Origin of the sequence: Brachybacterium aquaticum, assembly GCF_014204755.1 — a bacterium.
GTDB lineage: Bacteria > Actinomycetota > Actinomycetes > Actinomycetales > Dermabacteraceae > Brachybacterium > Brachybacterium aquaticum.
Genome location: NZ_JACHLZ010000001.1, coordinates 1,284,827 through 1,304,023 on the forward strand (window position 1 = coordinate 1,284,827; position 19,197 = coordinate 1,304,023).

Genomic DNA, 19,197 nt, shown 5'->3' on the forward strand with positions numbered 1-19,197 from the left:
GTGATCAGCGCGGGCTGCTCAGCACCCGGCGGAACAGCTCACGGCTGACCAGCGCAGAACGGAGATCGCCCCGACGGTCCGCGCGGGCGCGCAGGCTCGTCCCATGACCACCACGACATCACCCCCGACACCGCTCGCCGACCTCACCACCACCCGACTGCTCCACCAGCGCGTGCTCCTGCTGGACCGCGAGCTCGACCAGGAGAACGGCGCGGCGCTCAGCGCCCAGCTGCTCCTGCTCGCCGCAGAGGATCCCCGCACCGACATCACGCTGCTGATCAACTCACCGGGCGGGCTCGTCCCCGCCATGCTCGCCATCGGCGACCTCATGGACCTCGTTCCCTGCGACGTGCGCACCGTGGCGCTGGGCATGGCCTACAGCGCCGGCCAGTACCTGCTCACGCAGGGCACCCCGGGCAAGCGCTTCGTGCTCCCGCACGGCCAGGTGCTCATGCACCAGGGCTCGGCCGGGTTCGGCGGCAGCGCCGCGGACATCGAGCTGCAGGCCGAGGACCTCCGCCGCAACCGCGACCTGCTGATCCGCCTGACCGCCGAGCGCACCGGGCAGAGCGAGGAGACGATCGCGCGCGACTCCGAGCGCGACCGCATCTGGGACGCCGACGGCGCGGTCGCCTACGGCTTCGCGGACCACGTCGCGAGCTCCCTGGAGGAGATCCTCCCGCTCGGCCCCGCGGGTCGACGGGGGACCGGCGCAGGGATCGGAGGCGCGCGATGAGCAGCTACACCATCCCCTCGGTCCTCGAGCGCACGAGCACCGGCACCGAGCGCAGCGCGGACGTGTTCTCCCGCCTGCTCAGCGACCGGATCATCTACGTCGGCACGCCGATCGACGACGGGGTCGCCAACACCGTCATCGCCCAGATCCTGCATCTGGAGGACGACTCGGCCGACGCCCCGATTCACCTGTACCTCAACTCCTCCGGCGGCGACGTGCAGGCGGTGCTCGCCATCTACGACACCCTCGCCTTCGTGCGCAGCCAGGTCGCGGTCACCTGCATCGGCCAGGCCGTCGCCGCTCCGGTGGTGCTGCTCGCGGCGGGCACGCCGGGCATGCGCTGGGTGCTCCCGCACACCCGCGTGGTGCTGCACCCGCTGGAGGCACAGGGTCGCGGCGCGGTGCCGGACCTGATCCTCGCCACCGAGGAGGTCCAGCGCCTGCGCGGCGCGCTCGAGGAGCTGATCGCCGAGCACTCCGGGCAGGACCGTGAGAGGGTTCGCCGGGACCTCGAGCGCGAGCGGGTGCTGGACGCGGAGGCGACCGTCGCGTACGGGCTCGCCGACCAGGTGCTGCTCAGGCGGCCGCGAGCAGCCTGACGGAGCTGTGTGGAGCACCGCCCGCCCCATCGGGGAGGGTCGGGCCCGGGATGCGGGTGCTGGAGTCGGTTTCGGCGAGGTCCGACCCCGTGAGGTCCAGGATCTGCGGGCGCCCCGCCCGCATCGGGGCCGGTCCTGAGGCCCATCCGCTGCCCGCCGTCTCGTCGCCGGGTACCTCCAGGGCCCCGTCGGCCACCCGCAGCAGGAGGAGCGGCAGATCCACCCCGAGGGCGCCGAGCACGGCGGCGAGCAGCTCCGAGGAGGGATCCTTGCGGCCGCGCTCCACGTCGGAGAGGTGCTGCATGCTCATTCCCGCGCGGCCCGCCACCTCGGCGAGGGTGCGTCCCTGCCGCCGGCGCTCGGCGCGCAGCTGCTCGCCGAGGAGTTCGCGCAGGAGCGGCGCGGGGCGAATGCCGGCCCGATCGCTCGACGGCGGCGTGGGACGGCCGGGGCGGTGGTCGTCCGCGACCGCGCGTCTCGCGTGCTGGCTCGTCATGGACCGAACCTACGCGTCCCGTGTGCGACCCGCCCGTGCCTCTGCTCTGGGCGGAACCCGGTGAGCCGACCGCTCGCGCTGCCGGGTCCGCCCCGCACCCGTCAGACGATCGCGGTGAGCAGGTGCGGGACGACGTGCCGGGCGAAGGTGCCGAGCATCGCGCGCTGGTCCGCGGCGGGCGCCCCGAAGGGGAGCACCAGCGAGATCTCGTCGGCCGCCTGCACGACCGCGTCGGCGACGAGCGCCTGCGCGACCTCGCCGGGATCGTCGATGACGATGCGGGAGAACACCGCGGCCTTCCCGCCGATCTCCTGGGCCTGGTGCTCGTCGCTGACGCCGGGGCCGGCGGTCCGCTCGCGCGGGATCAGCGACACGTAGCGCTCGAGATCCTCCTCGGACTCCACCGGGATCATCTGGCGGGAGACCATCACGTGCCCCTCGCCGTGCCCCGCCTCGCGGGACGCCTCCCGGTAGGCCTCCAGCGCCTCGAGCTGGAGCAGCTCGAAGGAACGGCCGGAACCGTCGTCCGGTGCCATGGTCGCCAGCTGCAGGCCGAGTCCCGCGTGGCCCGCCATCGCGGCGCGCTGCGGGCTCGCCGCCCCGTAGGCGAGGCGCTCGCGCAGACCCGGGGCCTGGGGCTGGATCCGCAGCGGGGTGCCGGGGTCGACGCCCTCGATGTGCTGGTCGGCGCCGGAGACGATCTCCCCGCCCACGAGCTCCAGCAGATCGTGCAGCACCCGGTCCACGTGGTCCGTGCGGTCCCCGTGCAGGGCGCCGAAGGCGCGGGTGTAGATCGCGTCGTGCGCGGAATAGCCGGAGCCGAGACCGGGGCGCAGGCGACCGCCGGTGAGCAGATCGGCGGTGGCGAGGTCCTCGGCGAGTCGGCCCGCGTTCTCGAAGCGCAGCGGGATCACCGCGGTGCCCAGCTGGATGTGGGAGGTGTGCTGGCCGAGCGCGGAGAGGAACAGCAGCGGAGAGGACAGGGCGTCCTGCAGATGCCGCACGCGCACATAGCCGACGTCGTAGCCCAGCTCCTCGGCCTCGAGGAACAGCGCGCGACCGTCCTCCAGGGCGCCGTGGTCCACCTGGCCGACGAAGCCGATCCGGGGAGCCTCCCGGGTGCCGGATGCTGATGCGGTCATCTCACGCCTCCTTCGAGCGATGCCTTCACGGCGCGAGGGAGAGGAAGGGGATGCGCCGATGGCCCATTCTCCCAATCGACCGCGCCGCCGGTGGGGACTTCCTGCCTTCCGCCCGACGCGCCGTCGACGGGTCCTCCCCGCCGCGCGCTGCGACCGTTCCTCCACAGCGGTCGACGCGGAGTCGGAACTCGGCTGGATGCACATCACCACTCCTCCTCCTCCCATGGACGGCCCGGTGGTGGGAGAATCCCAGGACGATGACGCTTCTCCACGACACCCCGCACGGAGCCCCCGCCCAGGCCAGCACTCCCGGTCACGGCACGGGGGCTCGTCGTCGACCCCTCACGATCGGGAACCTCACCGTGGACACCCCGGTCATGCTCGCCCCCATGGCGGGCGTGACCAACATGGCCTTCCGCGTGCTGTGCCGCGAGTTCGGCGCCCAGCACAGCGAGGACGACGGCGGGCTGTTCCCCACCGAGATGGTCACCACGCGCGCGCTCATCGAGGACCACCGCGAGTCCTGGCGCCTGCTGCGCATGGCCGACCGGGAGTCGCCCCGCTCCGTCCAGCTGTACGGCGTGGACCCCGCGGTCGTCGGCCGCTCGATCGAGATGATCCTCGAGCGCGATGGCGCCGACCACATCGACCTGAACTTCGGCTGCCCCGTCCCCAAGGTGACCCGCCGCGGCGGCGGCGGTGTGCTGCCCTGGAAGGACGAGCTGTTCACCCGCATCCTCCGCGCGGCCGTGGACGCCGCCGGGGACGTGCCGGTCACCCTGAAGACCCGCAAGGGCGTGGACGATGCGCACCTGACCTTCCGCGACGCGGGCCTGATCGCCCAGGAGGTCGGCGCCGCCGCGATCACCCTGCACGGCCGCACCGTGAAGGAGCAGTACTCCGGCACCGCGGACTGGACCTCCATCGCCGAGCTCAAGGAGACCGTCATCGACATCCCCGTGCTCGGCAACGGCGACGTGTGGTCGGCCGAGGACGCGCTGCGGATGATGGACGAGACCGGGGCCGACGGGGTCGTCGTCGGCCGCGGCTGCCAGGGCAGGCCCTGGCTCTTCGCCGACCTCGCCGCCGGCTTCGCCGGCTCCGAGGAGCGGGTGCGTCCCGGCCTCGGCGACGTCGCCCGGATCCTGCGCCGCCACGCCGAGCTGCTGGTCGAGTTCTACGAGGACGAGGACCGCGGCGTGAAGGACCTGCGCAAGCACGTGGCCTGGTACTTCAAGGGCTACCCCGTCGGCGGCGACATGCGCCGGAAGCTGGCGAGCATGGAATCCCTCGCCGACCTCGACCAGAAGCTCTCCGAGCTCGACCTCGAAGCGCCCTACCCGGGCGCCGACGTCGAAGGGCCCCGCGGCCGCACCGGCCATCCCCGCAACGCCACGGTCCCCACCGGGTGGATGGACTCCCGCGAGCTGTCCGACGAGCATCGCCGGCGCCTCCACGAGGCCGAGCTGGACATCTCGGGCGGCTGAGCGATGACCGACCCCGCCTCCTCCAGCACTGCCGCGGCAGCCCCGTCGGCCCCCGCCCTCCCGCCGCCCGGCTACACCGCGCACGACCTCGAGCGGTGGATGCCCGAGCCGCCCAAGTCCCAGGCCCGCACCCCTTTCCAGCGCGACCGCGCCCGGGTGCTGCACTCCTCGGCGCTGCGCCGCCTCGGCGCGAAGACGCAGGTGCTCGGCGCCGGCGCGAACGACTTCGTGCGCACGCGCCTGACCCACTCGCTCGAGGTCGCGCAGGTGGGGCGCGACATCGGCGCAGAGCTCGGCTGCGATCCCGACGTGGTCGACGCCGCGTGCCTCTCCCACGACCTCGGCCACCCGCCCTTCGGCCATAACGGCGAGAAGGTCCTCGACGACATCGCCGCGGACTTCGGCGGCTTCGAGGGCAACGCCCAGACCCTGCGCCTGCTCACCCGGCTCGAGCCGAAGGTGGTGGGGGAGGAGCGGCCCTACGGCCTGAACCTCACCCGCGCGAGCGTCGACGCCGCGATCAAGTACCCCTGGGCGCGCTTCGAGGGCCCCGATCCGGCCTCCCCGAAGTTCGGCGCCTATGCCGACGACCTCGGGGTGTACACCTGGGCGCGCGAGGGCGCGATCGAGGGCCGCAAGTGCTTCGAGGCGCAGGTCATGGACCTCGCCGACGACATCGCCTATTCCGTCCACGACATCGAGGACGCGATCACCGGGCTCACCCTGGACCTCGCGAAGCTGCGCGACCCGATGGAGCGCCACGCCGCCCTGTTCGTCGTCCAGGACTGGTACATGCCTGACATGCCCCTCGAGGCGCTGGACGAGGCACTCTCCCGCCTCGAGGCGGAGCCCAGCTGGCTGACCTCCTTCACCGGGTCGATGCGCTCGGCCGCGGCGCTGAAGGACATGACCAGCCAGCTCATCGGCCGCTTCACCCGCTCCGCGATCACCGCGACCCGCGAGGCCCACGGCACGGCTCCCATGTCCCGCTACGCCGGTGAGGTCGTCGTCCCCGAGGGGACGAGGCTCGAGATCGCGGTGCTGAAGGGTCTCGCCGCCGCGTACGTCATGTCCTCCGCCTCCCAGCAGCCCGTCTACGAGGCGCAGGAGGAGATCATCCGCGACCTGTACTCGCGCCTGTGGCACACCGGCACCCAGTACCTCAGCCCCCTGTTCGCGGAGCTGTGGCAGCAGGCCGGGGACGACGACGCGCGCCGGCGCGTGATCGTCGACCAGATCGCCTCCTACACCGACGTCACCGCCCGGCGCCTTCACGAGGTGCTGTTCGACCGGGACGTCACCCACATCACCGCCGCCGACATGCCCCTGCCCGGGCTCGGATCGGAGCTCTGAGCGAGTGGCCCAGGGACTGATCCGCCGCGCCGACGTGGAGCTCGTGCGCGAGCGCGCCCGCCTGGACGAGGTGGTGGGGGAGCACGTCACCCTGCGCACCGCCGGGATCGGCTCGATGAAGGGGCTGTGCCCCTTCCACGACGAGAAGACCCCCTCGTTCAACATCCGCCCGCAGCTGGGCCACTGGCACTGCTTCGGCTGCGGCGAGGGCGGGGACGTCATCTCCTTCGTCCAGAAGATCAACCACCTCAGCTTCGTCGAGGCCGTCGAGATGCTCGCCGGCCGCTACGGCGTCCAGCTGCACTACGAGGACGGCGGCAAGGACGGCGACCGCCCCGACTTCGGCACCCGGCGTCGCCTCGTGGACGCCCACGCCATCGCCGAAGAGTTCTACCGCGAGCAGCTGCTCGCCCCCGCCTCCGAGGTGGGACGGCGCTTCCTCGCCGAGCGCGGCTTCGACCAGGACGCCGCCGAGCACTTCGGCGTCGGCTTCGCCCCGGAGGGCTGGGACTCCCTGACCGGCCACCTGCGCTCGCGCGGCTTCACCGAGGCGGAGCTCACCGCGAGCGGCCTGGTCTCCCAGGGCCAGCGCGGGGTGTACGACCGGTTCCGCGGCCGGCTCGTGTGGCCGATCCGCGACATCACCGGCAAGACCATCGGCTTCGGCGCGCGGCGCCTGCTCGAGTCCGACCAGGGCCCCAAGTACCTCAACACCCCCGAGACGGACATCTACCACAAGTCCCAGGTGCTCTACGGCCTGGACATCGCCCGCAAGGAGATCGCCACCCAGCACCGCGTGGTGGTCGTCGAGGGATACACCGACGTGATGGCCGCGCACCTGGCCGGGGTCACCACCGCCGTCGCCTCCTGCGGCACCGCCTTCGGCGCCGAGCACGTGAAGATCGTCCGCCGCGTCATGGGCGACTCCAACCCCTCGGCCGGGCTGCGGCTGAACACCGACGGGAAAGGCCTGGCGGGAGAAGTCGTCTTCACCTTCGACGGCGACGCCGCCGGGCAGAAGGCGGCACTGCGCGCCTTCGAGGAGGACCAGCGCTTCGTCGCCCAGACCTACGTCGCCGTCGAACCGAACGGCATGGACCCCTGCGAGCTGCGGATCGAGCGCGGCGACCAGGCGGTGCGGGAGCTCATCGAGACCCGCAGGCCCCTGTTCGAGTTCGCGATCCGCACCGCCATCAGCCAGGTCGACCTCGACACCGTCGAGGGACAGGTGACCGCGCTGCGCATGGCGGCGCCGGTCGTGGCGAGGATCCGCGACCGCGCCATGCGGCCCGAGTACGCGCGGCGCCTGGCCGGCTGGCTCGGAATGGACGAGCGGACCGTGCTGCGAGCCGTCCACGACGCTGCTCGCACCGAGGGCCGCGGCGGGCATCGCGCCGAGGAGCAGCCGCCGGAGCCGCACCGCGACGGTGGCGGGCACAGCCCCGGGCACGGCAGGGACTCCGGGCACGGCAGGGACGAGGGCGGACTGCCCGTCCCACGCCTGGCCGACGTGGTCTCGCCCCGCGACCCCGTGGGCCAGGTCGAGACCCAGTCGCTCGCCGTCATGCTCCAGTCCCCGCAGCTGCTGGACGCGGACAAGGTCGCGGCGCTGCCCGACGACTCCTTCCACGTCCCCGCCCTGCAGGGCGTGTGGGACGTGATGCTCGCCGCCGGCACCCTGCTCGACGCCGTCGAGGGGACCCTGCCCCCGGCCCGCTACCTCGAGCAGGTCCTCGAGATCGCGGGGGAGACCGTGCGGCCGCTCATCGTGGAGATCGCGAACCTCGACCTGCCCGCCCGGACCGAGGAGAGCCTCGCGCGGCTCGCCGACTCGCTGCTGAACCGCCTCAGCGAGCTGTCGATCACCCGCGAGTACTCGGTGCTCAAGCAGCGCCTCCAGCGCACCGACCCCTCCGATGCGGAGCGGTACCAGGAGATCATGGCGCGGCTCACCGAGGTGCAGGTCAAGCGCCGTTCCCTGCGGGCTCCGGCGGACTGACCGGCTCGGGACGGCGGACGACGGAGGCTCGGCCGACGGGGGCGGCCCTCGCGGCACCGCGCAAGACCGTCAGCCGAGCGCGCCGACAATCTCCTAGCGCACCCAGATCAGCCGAGTGCGCGTACCGCGGTGATCGCCTTCTGCTGCATCTCCAGCAGGTGGGCGAGGAGGTTCTCGAGCGTCGGCACGGCCTCGGGCTCGGGGTCGAGCGCCGCGAGGAACGTGCGGGCGATCTCCACGTCCTGCACCCGCCCCAGCAGCTCCTGGTACGGCTCGGCGCGCGCCAGGCGCTCGGCGGCGATGGGGCCGAGGGGGAGGAGCAGCTCCGCGGCATAGCGCCAGCGCTTGGCGGCCTTGCGCGCCGAGTGCAGCTGGGCAGGATCGTCGGCCGCTGACGTCAGTCGCCTCCGGACCCGTGCCTCGGCGCCCTCGAGCACCGCGACCGGATCGAGGTGAGGCAGCGAGGGCGGTGCCGTCCTCCAGGTGCGCAGCAGGTCCGCGGTGCGTCCCCAGGCGCTCCCACCGGAGTCCGACCGCAGCTGGGCGAGGGCGGCGTCGCGCAGGACGTCCAGTTCGCGGGTCAGCAGTGCACGGGCAGGAGGGACCGGCGAGGGTCGGGCCCCGTCGGCCGACGGGAGCTCGTCGAGGGCGGGCAGCAGCAGCTCGGCGAGCACGTCGGCGTCCCGCACCTCGCCGAAGGCGAGCGCGACCGCCTGCAGATCCGCGTCGAGGGCGACGTGGTCCCCATACTCGGGCAGGTGCTCGAACGCCGCGGGGAAGGAGCGGACGGTCCCGCGGAGGCGGCGCAGCGAGGTGCGGGTGTCGTGGACGAGGTCGACGGTGAGATCGTCCACCGCCCGGTCGACCGTGTCGATGCCGATGAGTGCCCGTGCGGCGTGGGCGTGGACGTAGTCGGCGAGCGGGTCGGGGTCGGGGCTGCCGGCCCCGGTCATCGTCCGGGTCATGATCGCTCCTGCCTCCTTCGTCCGCGGTGGGGCGAGCACGCCGCGCAGGCTGCTGCTCGGGCCCAGCCTGGCCGAACGGCGGCGCCGTGTCGAGCATCGTCGGCCAGTCGTCGCCGGTGCGCCCCGGACTCTTCCCATCGGGCGAGCGGATGCGTAGCGTGGGCGCTTCACGGCGGCCCGACCACCGTGGTCCCGGGGAAAGGCGGCAGCGTGAGGATCGAGATCGAGCACCGACTGGACGCTCCGCAGGCGGAGGTCCTCGCCTGGCACGAACGCCCTGGCGCCCTGGTGCGCCTGACCCCTCCGGGACTGGCCACTCCCGACGCGCCAGGCGAGGGAGGGATCCGCCCCGGACGCGTGGTGGGCGTGCGCGTGGGCCCGCCCGTGCTACCCATGCTCATCCGTCCCCACTGGGTCCTGAGGCACGTGGAGCGCGTGCCCGGCGGTGGCTTCGTCGATCAGCAGGTCCGCGGGCCCTGGCGCAGCTGGCGGCACGAGCACGGGATCCTCGACGACGCCCGCGGCGGCACGCTGCTGCGGGACGTCATCGACCTCGAGCTCCCGCGCCACCTCGACCACCTCGCCCCGCGGGTGGAGCGGGCGGTGCAGGCGCAGTTCGCCTTCCGCGCCCGGCAGCTGCGCGACGACCTCGCCTTCCACGCCCGCTGGGCGCACGTGCCGCGCCTGACCGTCGTCATCACCGGGTCCTCCGGCCTCATCGGCACCCAGCTCGCCGCGCTGCTCGAGAGCGGCGGCCACACCGTGCGCCGCATGGTGCGGGAGGACCGGGTGGGGACCGGCGAGGTCACTTGGGATCCGCAGACCGGGCAGCTCGATCCCGCGGACATCGAGGACGCCGACGTGGTCGTGAACCTCGCCGGGCGTTCGATCGCCACCCGCTGGACCTCCGCCGCCCGGCGCGATATCCGCTCCTCTCGCATCGGCGGCACCACGCTGATCTCACGCACCCTCGCCCAGCTCGAGGACGGACCGACCGCGCTCGTGCAGGCCTCCGCTATCGGGCTGTACGGGCCGCGCCGCCCCGGGGAGGTGCTCACCGAGGACGACCCCGGCGGGGACGGCTTCCTCGCAGACCTCGTGCGGGACTGGGAGGGCTCCACCCATGCCGCCCGTGATGCCGGGAAGCGGGTCGTCGCCGTGCGCACCGGCATGGTCCTCTCTGACGCCGGCGGCTCCCTGCTGCCCCAGCTGCCGCTCTTCTTCGCGGGCGTGGGCGGACGCCTCACCGCGAAGCGGGCGAAGCTCTCCTGGATCACCCTGGACGACATCACCCGCGCCTTCGCCCACGCCGTGCTCTCGGCGGACCTCGAGGGTCCCGTCAACGGCGTCGCCCCGCACCCCGTCACCGCCGGGGAGTTCGCCCGCACCCTCGGCGGGGTGATGCACCGGCCCTCGTTCGTGCCCGTGCCCGAGTTCGGCCCGCGCCTCTTGCTCGGCCGGGCGGGGGCCGACGAACTCGTCCGCACCGACCAGCACGTCTCCGACGCGCACCTCGCCGCGAGCGGGTTCGTTTCCGCGCATGCGGAACTGGGGGAGGGATTGGCGCACCTGCTGGTGCGGGGGTGAGTCGAGACCGGGGAGGACCTGAGAGCCCCGCTCCTCAGGAATCCTGCGCGACGGCGAGTATCCGCCGGCACGCCGTGGCCAGCTGCCGGCTCTGCGCGGCGGTGAGGGGCTCGAAGAACAGGCGGCGCAGCTCTGTCTCGTGCGCCGGCGCAACCGACTCGACCTTCTGCCTCCCAGCATCGGTCAGTGTGACCAGCGTGGTTCGTCCGTCCTCGGGATTGGGCCGGCGGGTGAGCCATCCCTGCCGCTCGAGGCGCGTGGCCGCATTCGACAGGCGGGACAGCGTGCCGCAGACGCTGCTCGCGAGCTCGCTCATCCGCAGCGTGCGCTCCGGTGCCGTCGAGAGCCAGGACATGACCAGGTAGTCGAAGTGCCCGATGCCGCCGTCGCGCTGCATCTGGGTCTCGAGGACCCCGGGGAGCAGGGTCAGGACATGGGCGAACGCGAACCACTGCGCGCGCTCCTCGTCGGTGAGCCGTTCGGGCTCGGCGCCGCTCGTCACGAGAGCGAGTCTAGGTCGCATTGCCCCGAACTTGGTTGTCCAGTGAAATCAATAAGTCTAGTTCTACTTCATCAGGTAAGTAGCTGCGGGCGCACTCAGCAAGCGTGACCACTGAATCGCCTGTAAGTGTTCGTGGTGGCCGGCCCGGGGCTGGCTGGCAGGGTTGGTGCTGGTAGCCCGGCGCCCGTCGTGACTCCTGAATCGGCTGACCCCTGCGGGGTGTCATTCCCGGGATCTGTCCGGCGGGGGCCGGGTGCCGGCGCCAGCCCTGGCCCACCACGATGGCTTGATCAGAAGCATGTCCACCGCCGGGAGCTCGATCTCGGCGGCGTGGCTCATTACAGGCCCGCCTCGTAGTGACTCTCATCCTGGGCCGACGCCGGCAACGACGTCCCGTCCCAGCGATTCGAGAGGAACATCGTCATGAACAGTCTGCCTGCCACCGTAGGGGACTTCTACCGATACGTCGTCGGAGTCGACACCCACGCCGCAACCCACTCCTACGCGATCATCGAGGCTCCGAGCGGCGGCCTCATCGATCAGAATGTCTTCCCGACCAGCCCTGCAGGGCTGCGACGCGCACGAGAATGGATCGCGCGCCGCACCGAGGGAGACCTCGACGGTGTGCTGATCGCCGTGGAAGGAACCGGCTCTTACGGGGCAGTTCTCAGCGACGTGCTGCAGCAGGTCGGCTACCGAGTCGTCGAGGCACCGACCCCGCGTCGTGCACGAGCCCGAAGCAAGACCGACGCCCTCGACGCGCTACTCGCCGCCCGATCGAGTCTCGTCATGCCGTTGACGACGTTGCGAGATCGTCGCACCGGTGACCTGCAGTCGGCGCTCCAAGTCCTCACCGGTGCCCGCGACCAACAGAACGCCGACAGATTGCGGTGCATCAACGCCCTCACCGCACTCGTGAGAACCCACGACCTTGGAATCGATGCACGCCGGGCCTTGACCGGAATGCAGATCGCGACGATCGCGAGCTGGCGTCGCCGAGAAGAGACGCTGGGGACAGCAACCGCCCGCGCCGAAGCGACACGCCTCGCGAAGCAGATCACGACGCTCGAGAGGGACCTCGCCGAGAACCGTGAACGGATCACTCACCTCGTGGAGACCACAGCTCCCGAGCTGCTGGACCTGCCAGGAGTCGGCGCAGTCACCGCAGCCGTGATCTTGACGGTCTGGTCGCACCCCGGCCGAATACGCAACGAGGCCGCATTCGCCATGATCGCAGGAGTCTGCCCGATCCCGGCCTCCTCGGGTAACACCACGAGGCATCGCCTCAACCGCGGTGGAGACCGACGGCTGAACCGCGCGCTGAACACCATCGTGCTCACCAGGATGCGCACCGATCCTGCCACCCGCACCTACATCGAGCGGCGCCAAAGCGAGGGCAAGACATCCAGAGAGATCCGACGCTGCCTCAAGCGCTACATCAGCCGCCAGATCTTCCGATCACTCACAGTTGCCCACCCCGTCCCGGACGCCGCCGCCGCGGCTTGACACAACATAGAAGCATCCCGGGTGTGGTGGAGGCTCTGAATCCACGGGAGGATGAGGAGCATGGCAGCACCGAGGAAGTACCCCGACGAGCTTCGGGAGAGAGCCACGAGGATGGCAGTTCAGTCACGGCGCGATCCATCGACGAGGTCGGGAACGTTTCGCCGTGTGGGCGAGCAGCTCGGGATCAATCCTGAGACTCTGAGGAACTGGGTCGTGCAGGCCGAGGTTGACGAGGGGCACCGTCCCGGGACCACGACCAGCGAGTCCCAGCGCCTGGTCGAGCTGGAGAAGGAAGTGCGTGAGCTGCGCAGGGAGAACTCGATGGCGGATTCAAGCGGTCAGTGCAACGAGTCCTGTGAGATGAGGCAGTCACTGATCACAGGAGGATCCGGATGCAGGGCAGGCACGGTCATCTCAGCCGGGAGCAGAAGCAGCTCGGGCTCAGGCTGCACGGGAAGGGCTGGCGGCTGGTCGACATCGCGAAAGAGATCGGCTGCAGCGCGCCGATGGTCGGCATCATGGCCCGCACCGGCAGGCACCTTGACGCCAGGCCGTTCGGCTGGGAGCCACGGCAGGGCTGTCTGACGATCCACGAGCGCGAGCAGATCCTGCTGGGGATCAATCGTGGCGATACCTTCACCGCGATCGCCGAGCAGCTGGGGCGTGCGGTGTCGACCGTCAGCCGTGAGGTGTAGCGCGGCGGGGGTCGCTGCGGCTACTCGGCGTGGCGTGGTCATGAACGTGCCCGCGAGCAGGCGCGTCGACCGAAGCCGTTCAAGCTTGCGTCGGGCCGGCTGCTCGAGGAGGTCGCCAGCCGGCTGGAGCAACTGTGGTCACCTGAGGAGATCGCGGCGCGCCTACGGTTGGATCACGCCGACGACCCGGAGATGCGCGTGAGCCACGAGACGATCTACCAGTCGCTGTTCGTGCAGGGCCGAGGCGAACTGCGCCGTGAGCTGGCGCGGTGCCTGCGGTCCGGAAGAGCGGCCCGCAAGCCCCGCCGAACCACGGACGGTCGCGGCCGCATCCCCGGCATGGTCATGCTCAGCGAACGCCCCGCAGAAGCCGACGACCGCGCCGTGCCAGGCCACTGGGAAGGTGATCTCATCCTCGGCGAGGGCAGCCGCAGCGCCGTCGGCACGCTCGTTGAGCGCTCGACGCGAATGACACTGCTGCTGCACCTGCCCGACGGCAAGAGCGCCGAGCAGGTCGAGGCCGCGATGCGCGCCGCAATCAGCAAGCTGCCGCCCTCGTTGATCCGAACGATCACCTGGGACCAAGGCGCGGAGATGTCCAAGCACGCCGCGTTCACCATCGCCACAGGAATCCCGATCTACTTCTGCGATCCCCACTCGCCCTGGCAGCGGGGGAGCAACGAGAACACCAACGGCCTGCTGCGCCAGTACCTGCCCAAAGGCACCGACCTGAGCGTCGTCAGCCGCGAGAAGTTGGACGCGATCCAGGACAGCCTCAACGGACGCCCCCGCAAGACACTGGGCTATCTGACACCATCAGAGAAGCTCGCAGAGTTCCTTGCGCCCACCGCTTGAATCCGCCGATCCTGAGGTCAGCCTCGGCTTTTTTCGCGGCGGAGCTCGACCGCCAACAGCGTTGATCGTGGAGTACATCGACCAGTGCAGGCATGAGTTCGGCGCCTGGCCGGTCTGTCGAACGCTGACCGCAGCGGGCACGCAGATCGCGCCGAGCACGTACTACGCGTTCAAGACCCGCCCACCCTCGAAGCGAGCACTACGCGACGAGGAACCGCTGGTCGAGATCCACCGGGTCCATGCGGCGAACTTCGGCGTCTACGGGGCGAAGAAGGTCCACGCCCAGCTGCGCCGCGAGGGCGTCGTCATCGCGCGTTGCACGGTCGAGCGGCTCATGCGCGGCGCGGGGTTGCGAGGGATCAGCCGGGCCAAGGGCCCGCGCACCACGATCTCAGGTCGCGGCACCGATAATCGTCCTGACCTCGTCGAACGTGACTTCACCGCGACCGCTCCGAACCAGCTGGGTGTCGCTTATTGTACATCGCTACTCGAATCGTTCGCGAAGTACGTCGCGCCGTCGTTGGGGTGGAAGCCCAATACGGAGGGCCCCGTCGAGGGGTACACCGGCTAGGCTGACCCTATGGGCGAAGTGCAGTTGACAGGCCGACTTGTTTGTCGAACGACCGAGGAGTCGAATCTTGTCAAGCGATTCTTGCATGATCACGTTTCACTTACTCGCTTAGAACCCGGGTGCCTATCGTTTGAGGTTACGCAGACCGACGACCCACTTGTTTGGCGAGTCGAAGAACGATTCAATAGCGAGGCTGCTTTCGAATGTCATCAAGACCGCGTGGCGTCCAGCGAGTGGGGGCGGATGACCGCGGGGATCACACGCGACTATTCGATCGTCAAGCACACCGGATAGAGGTTGCCTTGATTCAGTTGTTCGCCACCGCCGAACCAGTTGTGGGTCGCGGACATCACCTACTGCCGCACCTTCGCCGGCTGGGTGTATGCCGCGTTCGTCATCGATGTGTTCTCCCGCCGCGTGGTCGGCTGGCAGCTGTCGAAGTCGCTGCGGACGGACCTCGCATTGGACGCGCTCGAGATGGGCATCTGGACCCGCGATCACGCAGGCCAGGCCGTCTCCGGGCTCCCGCACCACAGCGATAAGGGCGTTCAGTACGTCGCCATCCGCTACACCGAGCGTCTTGCTGAGGCCGGCGCGGCCGCCTCGGTCGGCTCCACCGGCGACTCGTATGACAATGCCCTGGCCGAGGCCTTCAACTCGCTGTTCAAGGCTGAACTGGTCCGCAACCGCGGGCCCTGGAAGAACATCGACGACCTCGAGATCGCGACCGCGGAATACATCGACTGGTTCAATCACCGGCGACTTCACGGCGAGATCGGCATGATCCCGCCCGTCGAGCTGGAGGACATCTACCATCACAACCACCCCGCACCGGCACCCGCCGACGCGGCACTTGCGAGCCTCTAACAAACCCGGGATGCTTCTATGTTGTGTCAAGCCGCGGCGGCGGCGTCCGGGACGGGGTGGGCAACTTTGAGTGATCGGAAGATCTGGCGGCTGATGTAGCGCTTGAGGCAGCGTCGGATCTCTCTGGATGTCTTGCCCTCGCTTTGGCGCCGCTCGATGTAGGTGCGGGTGGCAGGATCGGTGCGCATCCTGGTGAGCACGATGGTGTTCAGCGCGCGGTTCAGCCGTCGGTCTCCACCGCGGTTGAGGCGATGCCTCGTGGTGTTACCCGAGGAGGCCGGGATCGGGCAGACTCCTGCGATCATGGCGAATGCGGCCTCGTTGCGTATTCGGCCGGGGTGCGACCAGACCGTCAAGATCACGGCTGCGGTGACTGCGCCGACTCCTGGCAGGTCCAGCAGCTCGGGAGCTGTGGTCTCCACGAGGTGAGTGATCCGTTCACGGTTCTCGGCGAGGTCCCTCTCGAGCGTCGTGATCTGCTTCGCGAGGCGTGTCGCTTCGGCGCGGGCGGTTGCTGTCCCCAGCGTCTCTTCTCGGCGACGCCAGCTCGCGATCGTCGCGATCTGCATTCCGGTCAAGGCCCGGCGTGCATCGATTCCAAGGTCGTGGGTTCTCACGAGTGCGGTGAGGGCGTTGATGCACCGCAATCTGTCGGCGTTCTGTTGGTCGCGGGCACCGGTGAGGACTTGGAGCGCCGACTGCAGGTCACCGGTGCGACGATCTCGCAACGTCGTCAACGGCATGACGAGACTCGATCGGGCGGCGAGTAGCGCGTCGAGGGCGTCGGTCTTGCTTCGGGCTCGTGCACGACGCGGGGTCGGTGCCTCGACGACTCGGTAGCCGACCTGCTGCAGCACGTCGCTGAGAACTGCCCCGTAAGAGCCGGTTCCTTCCACGGCGATCAGCACACCGTCGAGGTCTCCCTCGGTGCGGCGCGCGATCCATTCTCGTGCGCGTCGCAGCCCTGCAGGGCTGGTCGGGAAGACATTCTGATCGATGAGGCCGCCGTTCGGAGCCTCGATGATCGCGTAGGAGTGGGTTGCGGCGTGGGTGTCGACTCCGACGACGTATCGGTAGAAGTCCCCTACGGTGGCAGGCAGACTGTTCATGACGATGTTCCTCTCGAATCGCTGGGACGGGACGTCGTTGCCGGCGTCGGCCCAGGATGAGAGTCACTACGAGGCGGGCCTGTAATGAGCCACGCCGCCGAGATCGAGCTCCCGGCGGTGGACATGCTTCTGATCAAGCCATCGTGGTGGGCCAGGGCTGGCGCCGGCACCCGGCCCCCGCCGGACAGATCCCGGGAATGACACCCCGCAGGGGTCAGCCGATTCAGGAGTCACGACGGGCGCCGGGCTACCAGCACCAACCCTGCCAGCCAGCCCCGGGCCGGCCACCACGAACACTTACAGGCGATTCAGCATCTCGGCCTGGACGTCCTCGCCCGGTGCCGCCTCAGCCTCGTCCCCGACACCAACACCGAGGGGGTCACCACCAGTACCCTGACCGCCCTGGCCGCCTGACCAATCAGCGAAGGATCGCTACACCACTTCCCGGGACTTGACCGAACGTGCAGGCGTTACAGCGGATGCTCGGGCATGAGAGTGCAACGATGGCGCTTGACGTGTAGGCCTCGCCGGTGGACGACGATCTACGGGACCTCGGCGCGTCGATTGATGCTGCTGCGTACCCAGTGCGTACCGGCGATGCCGCCTAGGGCTGGAATATCGCTCTGAACTGGTAGCCCAGGCGGGGCTTGAACCCGCGACCGACGGATTATGAGTCCGCTGCTCTAACCGGCTGAGCTACTGGGCCGTGCCCACAGGGGCCGCACGAATCTACCACGCAGTGCACTGCGACCTGGGTCGATGCACGCATGTGGACCGGGCGCGCCTGCTCGACGCTCCCGTCGGCCGATGCCGCAACGGCCCCGAGGTGCCCCGGCCCCGCCGTGAGCGTTACCTTCGTCATAGAACCCCCGGTCAGCTCCCTTTCGAGGTGCGAACCCTGCCCAGATCCTGCTACAGTCGTCCAGGTCGATCCCGCATAGCTCAATCGGCAGAGCATTCGACTGTTAATCGAAGGGTTGTTGGTTCAAGTCCAACTGCGGGAGCCCAGCACAGGAGACAGCCCCGGATTCGTCCGGGGCTGTTCTCGTTGCGCACACCTGTCCCCGGTCCCTCGAAGGAGTCCGACGATGCCCTCCCTGCCCGACGACCGCTTCCCGCTCCCGGAGAACTTCGGCCCCGGCAGCGTGTGGGCCGACCGCACCGGTCACCGCACCCTCATGGGCCGCAACCAGCGCGGCGTCGAGATACCGATCGGCTATGGCGAGGGCGAGATCAACCCCGGCGAGCTGCTGAAGATCGCGCTCATCGGCTGCGCCGGTATGAGCAGCGACACGAACCTCTCCCGCCGCCTCGGCGAGGACTACGACGCCCGCCTGTGGGCGCACGGCACCTCCGACGAGGCCGCCAACCGCTACTTCACGATCGCCGAGGAGGCGCAGCTCCCGCTCGAGGGACTCACCGAGAAGGAGATCGCGACCGTCGTGAAGGTGTTCTCCCGCGCCGTCGAGGTGGGCTGTACCGTCGAGCGCAGCGTCGTCGCCGGCGTGGAGGTCACCCACCGCATCCTCGGCGCGGAACCTGCCGCCGAGCCCACCGCCGCCGCGCCGTCCGCCGACATCGCCCAGGAGGACCCCCGCTCATGACCATCCGTCCCATCCGCGTGGTCGGCGACCCGGTGCTGCGCACCCCCTGCGACCCCGTCGGCACCATCACCGACGGCACCCGCTCCCTGGTCCAGGACCTCCTGGACACCGTGGACGACGAGGGCCGTGCGGGCGTGGCCGCGAACCAGATCGGCGTGAGCCTGCGCGCCTTCTCCTGGCACATCGTCGAGACCGGGGAGCTCGGTTACATCCTGAACCCCACCATCGTCGAGCTCTCCGAGGAGCTCCAGCACGATGACGAGGGCTGCCTCTCCGTGCCGGGGCTGTTCTTTCCACGCACCCGCTCCGCCTACGCCCGCTGCGTGGGCCAGAACCTCGAGGGCGAGGAGATCGAGCTGGCCGGCGAGGGGATCATCGCCCGCCTCATCCAGCACGAGGTCGGCCACCTCGACGGCGAGCTCTACATCGACGGCCTCGAACGCTCCGTGAAGAAGCGGGCATTGCGCCAGATCAGGGAGACCCTCTAAGCTCGGCCCCTGACAGCCACCCTCTGTCATCGCACACCTCCGCAGTTCCGATCGTTGGGGAAGACGCATCGGACACCGGAAGGAACGAGATGACCCAGGGCGTTCTGTACATCCACTCCGCCCCGCGCGCCCTCACGCCTCACATCGACTGGGCCGCCAGCGGAGTCCTCGGCGCACCCGCGCGGATCCGCTGGGAGGACCAGCCGGCGCAGCGCGGGCTCCAGCGCGCCGAGATGACCTGGCGCGGCCGCGAGGACACCGGTGCCCGGCTCGTCAGCGCCCTGCGCGGCATGCACGAGGTGCGCTTCGAGGTGACCCAGGAGGCGACCGCCGCCGTGGACGGCGCCCGCTGGAGCTGCACCCCCGACCTCGGCATCCACCACGCCGCGACCGACCACGCCGGCAACATCGTCCTCACCGAGGACCATGTGCGCGGCTGCATGGAGCGCGCCGGCAACGACGCCCGCGCCCTCACCCGCGAGCTCGGCATCGCCCTCGGCGAGCCCTGGGACGAGGAGCTGGAGATCTACCGCCACGCCGGCGAGGGCGTGCCCATGCGCTGGCTGCACCGCGTCAGCTGACGGCCCGCCCCGCACGTCCTTCCGAGCACACCGTCCCAGCGCACACGGAACGGCG

The 19,197-nt window shown here is 70.2% G+C and carries 18 protein-coding genes, 2 tRNA genes, 2 pseudogenes and 1 other annotated feature; of the genes and pseudogenes, 16 read left to right on the forward strand and 6 right to left on the reverse strand.

Translation table 11 applies throughout. The features are described from left to right. Positions 1–103: 103 nt before the first annotated feature. Together HNR70_RS05750 and HNR70_RS05755 are read left to right on the forward strand one after the other, a co-directional pair. A complete protein-coding gene (locus HNR70_RS05750; protein WP_184324812.1) occupies positions 104–736 on the forward strand; it encodes a ClpP family protease in 633 nt (210 codons plus the stop codon). Next, positions 733–1,335: a ClpP family protease gene (locus HNR70_RS05755; RefSeq protein ID WP_184324813.1), complete on the forward strand. Its 603-nt coding sequence runs from the start codon at positions 733–735 to the stop codon at positions 1,333–1,335. The genes HNR70_RS05750 and HNR70_RS05755 overlap by 4 nt, the downstream gene beginning before the upstream one ends. Here HNR70_RS05755 and HNR70_RS15825 read toward each other — a convergent pair. Together HNR70_RS15825 and HNR70_RS05765 are read right to left on the reverse strand one after the other, a co-directional pair. Continuing rightward, positions 1,313–1,831 (reverse strand): helix-turn-helix domain-containing protein, encoded by a 519-nt coding sequence (locus HNR70_RS15825; protein ID WP_246375161.1) that lies wholly within the window; start codon positions 1,829–1,831, stop codon positions 1,313–1,315. The two genes, HNR70_RS05755 and HNR70_RS15825, sit on opposite strands and share 23 nt — an antisense overlap. Before the next feature lie 101 nt (positions 1,832–1,932). Beyond that, positions 1,933–2,973 (reverse strand): LLM class flavin-dependent oxidoreductase, encoded by a 1,041-nt coding sequence (locus HNR70_RS05765; protein ID WP_184324814.1) that lies wholly within the window; start codon positions 2,971–2,973, stop codon positions 1,933–1,935. Between the two features lie 257 nt (positions 2,974–3,230). Between HNR70_RS05765 and dusB the strand changes: the two genes are divergently transcribed. Genes dusB through dnaG form a run of 3 tightly spaced genes read left to right on the forward strand, consistent with a single transcriptional unit; the run spans position 3,231 to position 7,812 of the window. Beyond that, on the forward strand, positions 3,231–4,460 hold the full coding sequence (gene dusB, locus HNR70_RS05770) for a tRNA dihydrouridine synthase DusB (protein WP_281383208.1): 1,230 nt from the start codon (positions 3,231–3,233) through the stop codon (positions 4,458–4,460). Positions 4,461–4,463: 3 nt separating this feature from the next. Beyond that, on the forward strand, positions 4,464–5,813 hold the full coding sequence (locus HNR70_RS05775; RefSeq protein ID WP_184324815.1) for a deoxyguanosinetriphosphate triphosphohydrolase: 1,350 nt from the start codon (positions 4,464–4,466) through the stop codon (positions 5,811–5,813). A gap of 4 nt (positions 5,814–5,817) precedes the next feature. Beyond that, positions 5,818–7,812: a DNA primase gene (dnaG, locus tag HNR70_RS05780; RefSeq protein ID WP_184324816.1), complete on the forward strand. Its 1,995-nt coding sequence runs from the start codon at positions 5,818–5,820 to the stop codon at positions 7,810–7,812. A 107-nt stretch (positions 7,813–7,919) separates the two neighbouring features. Here dnaG and HNR70_RS05785 read toward each other — a convergent pair whose 3' ends face one another. Further along, positions 7,920–8,777 (reverse strand): CHAD domain-containing protein, encoded by an 858-nt coding sequence (locus tag HNR70_RS05785; RefSeq protein ID WP_184324817.1) that lies wholly within the window; start codon positions 8,775–8,777, stop codon positions 7,920–7,922. A 210-nt stretch (positions 8,778–8,987) separates the two neighbouring features. On the opposite strand from HNR70_RS05785, the gene HNR70_RS05790 reads away from it, so the two are divergent. Beyond that, the gene (locus HNR70_RS05790; RefSeq protein ID WP_184324818.1) at positions 8,988–10,364 is read left to right on the forward strand and encodes a TIGR01777 family oxidoreductase; all 1,377 of its coding nucleotides are present in this window, start codon (positions 8,988–8,990) and stop codon (positions 10,362–10,364) included. 34 nt (positions 10,365–10,398) lie between these two features. On the opposite strand, the gene HNR70_RS15830 is transcribed toward HNR70_RS05790, so the two are convergent. Then, the gene (locus HNR70_RS15830; protein WP_312857576.1) at positions 10,399–10,866 is read right to left on the reverse strand and encodes a MarR family winged helix-turn-helix transcriptional regulator; all 468 of its coding nucleotides are present in this window, start codon (positions 10,864–10,866) and stop codon (positions 10,399–10,401) included. Positions 10,867–11,289: 423 nt separating this feature from the next. Between HNR70_RS15830 and HNR70_RS05800 the strand changes: the two genes are divergently transcribed. From HNR70_RS05800 to HNR70_RS05820, 6 genes and pseudogenes are all read left to right on the forward strand, one after another. Further along, entirely contained in the window at positions 11,290–12,372 is a 1,083-nt protein-coding gene (locus tag HNR70_RS05800; RefSeq protein WP_184324820.1) for an IS110 family RNA-guided transposase, read from the forward strand. A 60-nt stretch (positions 12,373–12,432) separates the two neighbouring features. After that, positions 12,433–12,957, forward strand: coding sequence for a transposase (locus HNR70_RS16485; protein WP_376768816.1), 525 nt, complete (start codon positions 12,433–12,435; stop codon positions 12,955–12,957). Further along, positions 12,879–13,922: pseudogene (locus HNR70_RS05805) on the forward strand (IS30 family transposase). Before HNR70_RS16485 ends, HNR70_RS05805 begins: the two are co-directional and overlap by 79 nt. Before the next feature lie 25 nt (positions 13,923–13,947). Further along, positions 13,948–14,076, forward strand: a sequence feature (AL1L pseudoknot). Further along, entirely contained in the window at positions 13,990–14,493 is a 504-nt protein-coding gene (locus HNR70_RS16490) for an IS3 family transposase (RefSeq protein WP_184324821.1), read from the forward strand. It overlaps the preceding feature by 87 nt. Positions 14,494–14,502: 9 nt before the next feature. Then, positions 14,503–14,787 (forward strand): putative quinol monooxygenase, encoded by a 285-nt coding sequence (locus HNR70_RS05815; RefSeq protein WP_074492471.1) that lies wholly within the window; start codon positions 14,503–14,505, stop codon positions 14,785–14,787. 30 nt (positions 14,788–14,817) lie between these two features. Beyond that, a pseudogene (locus HNR70_RS05820) lies at positions 14,818–15,360 on the forward strand (IS3 family transposase); the annotation flags it as partial. Between the two features lie 26 nt (positions 15,361–15,386). Here the strand turns inward: HNR70_RS05820 and HNR70_RS05825 are convergent. Continuing rightward, a complete protein-coding gene (locus HNR70_RS05825) occupies positions 15,387–16,469 on the reverse strand; it encodes an IS110 family RNA-guided transposase (RefSeq protein ID WP_184324823.1) in 1,083 nt (360 codons plus the stop codon). A gap of 629 nt (positions 16,470–17,098) precedes the next feature. Further along, positions 17,099–17,175, reverse strand: a tRNA-Ile gene (locus tag HNR70_RS05830). A 225-nt stretch (positions 17,176–17,400) separates the two neighbouring features. Between HNR70_RS05830 and HNR70_RS05835 the strand changes: the two genes are divergently transcribed. The 4 genes from HNR70_RS05835 (at position 17,401) to HNR70_RS05850 (ending at position 19,142) form a co-directional block, all read left to right on the forward strand. Continuing rightward, positions 17,401–17,473: transfer RNA gene (locus tag HNR70_RS05835), tRNA-Asn, on the forward strand. An 84-nt stretch (positions 17,474–17,557) separates the two neighbouring features. Continuing rightward, a complete protein-coding gene (locus tag HNR70_RS05840) occupies positions 17,558–18,073 on the forward strand; it encodes an OsmC family protein (protein ID WP_184324824.1) in 516 nt (171 codons plus the stop codon). Then, complete coding sequence (locus HNR70_RS05845; RefSeq protein ID WP_184324825.1) at positions 18,070–18,561, forward strand: peptide deformylase; 492 nt, start codon at positions 18,070–18,072, stop codon at positions 18,559–18,561. The genes HNR70_RS05840 and HNR70_RS05845 overlap by 4 nt, the downstream gene beginning before the upstream one ends. A gap of 89 nt (positions 18,562–18,650) precedes the next feature. After that, on the forward strand, positions 18,651–19,142 hold the full coding sequence (locus HNR70_RS05850) for a DUF3145 domain-containing protein (protein ID WP_184324826.1): 492 nt from the start codon (positions 18,651–18,653) through the stop codon (positions 19,140–19,142). The last annotated feature ends 55 nt before the right edge of the window (positions 19,143–19,197 follow it).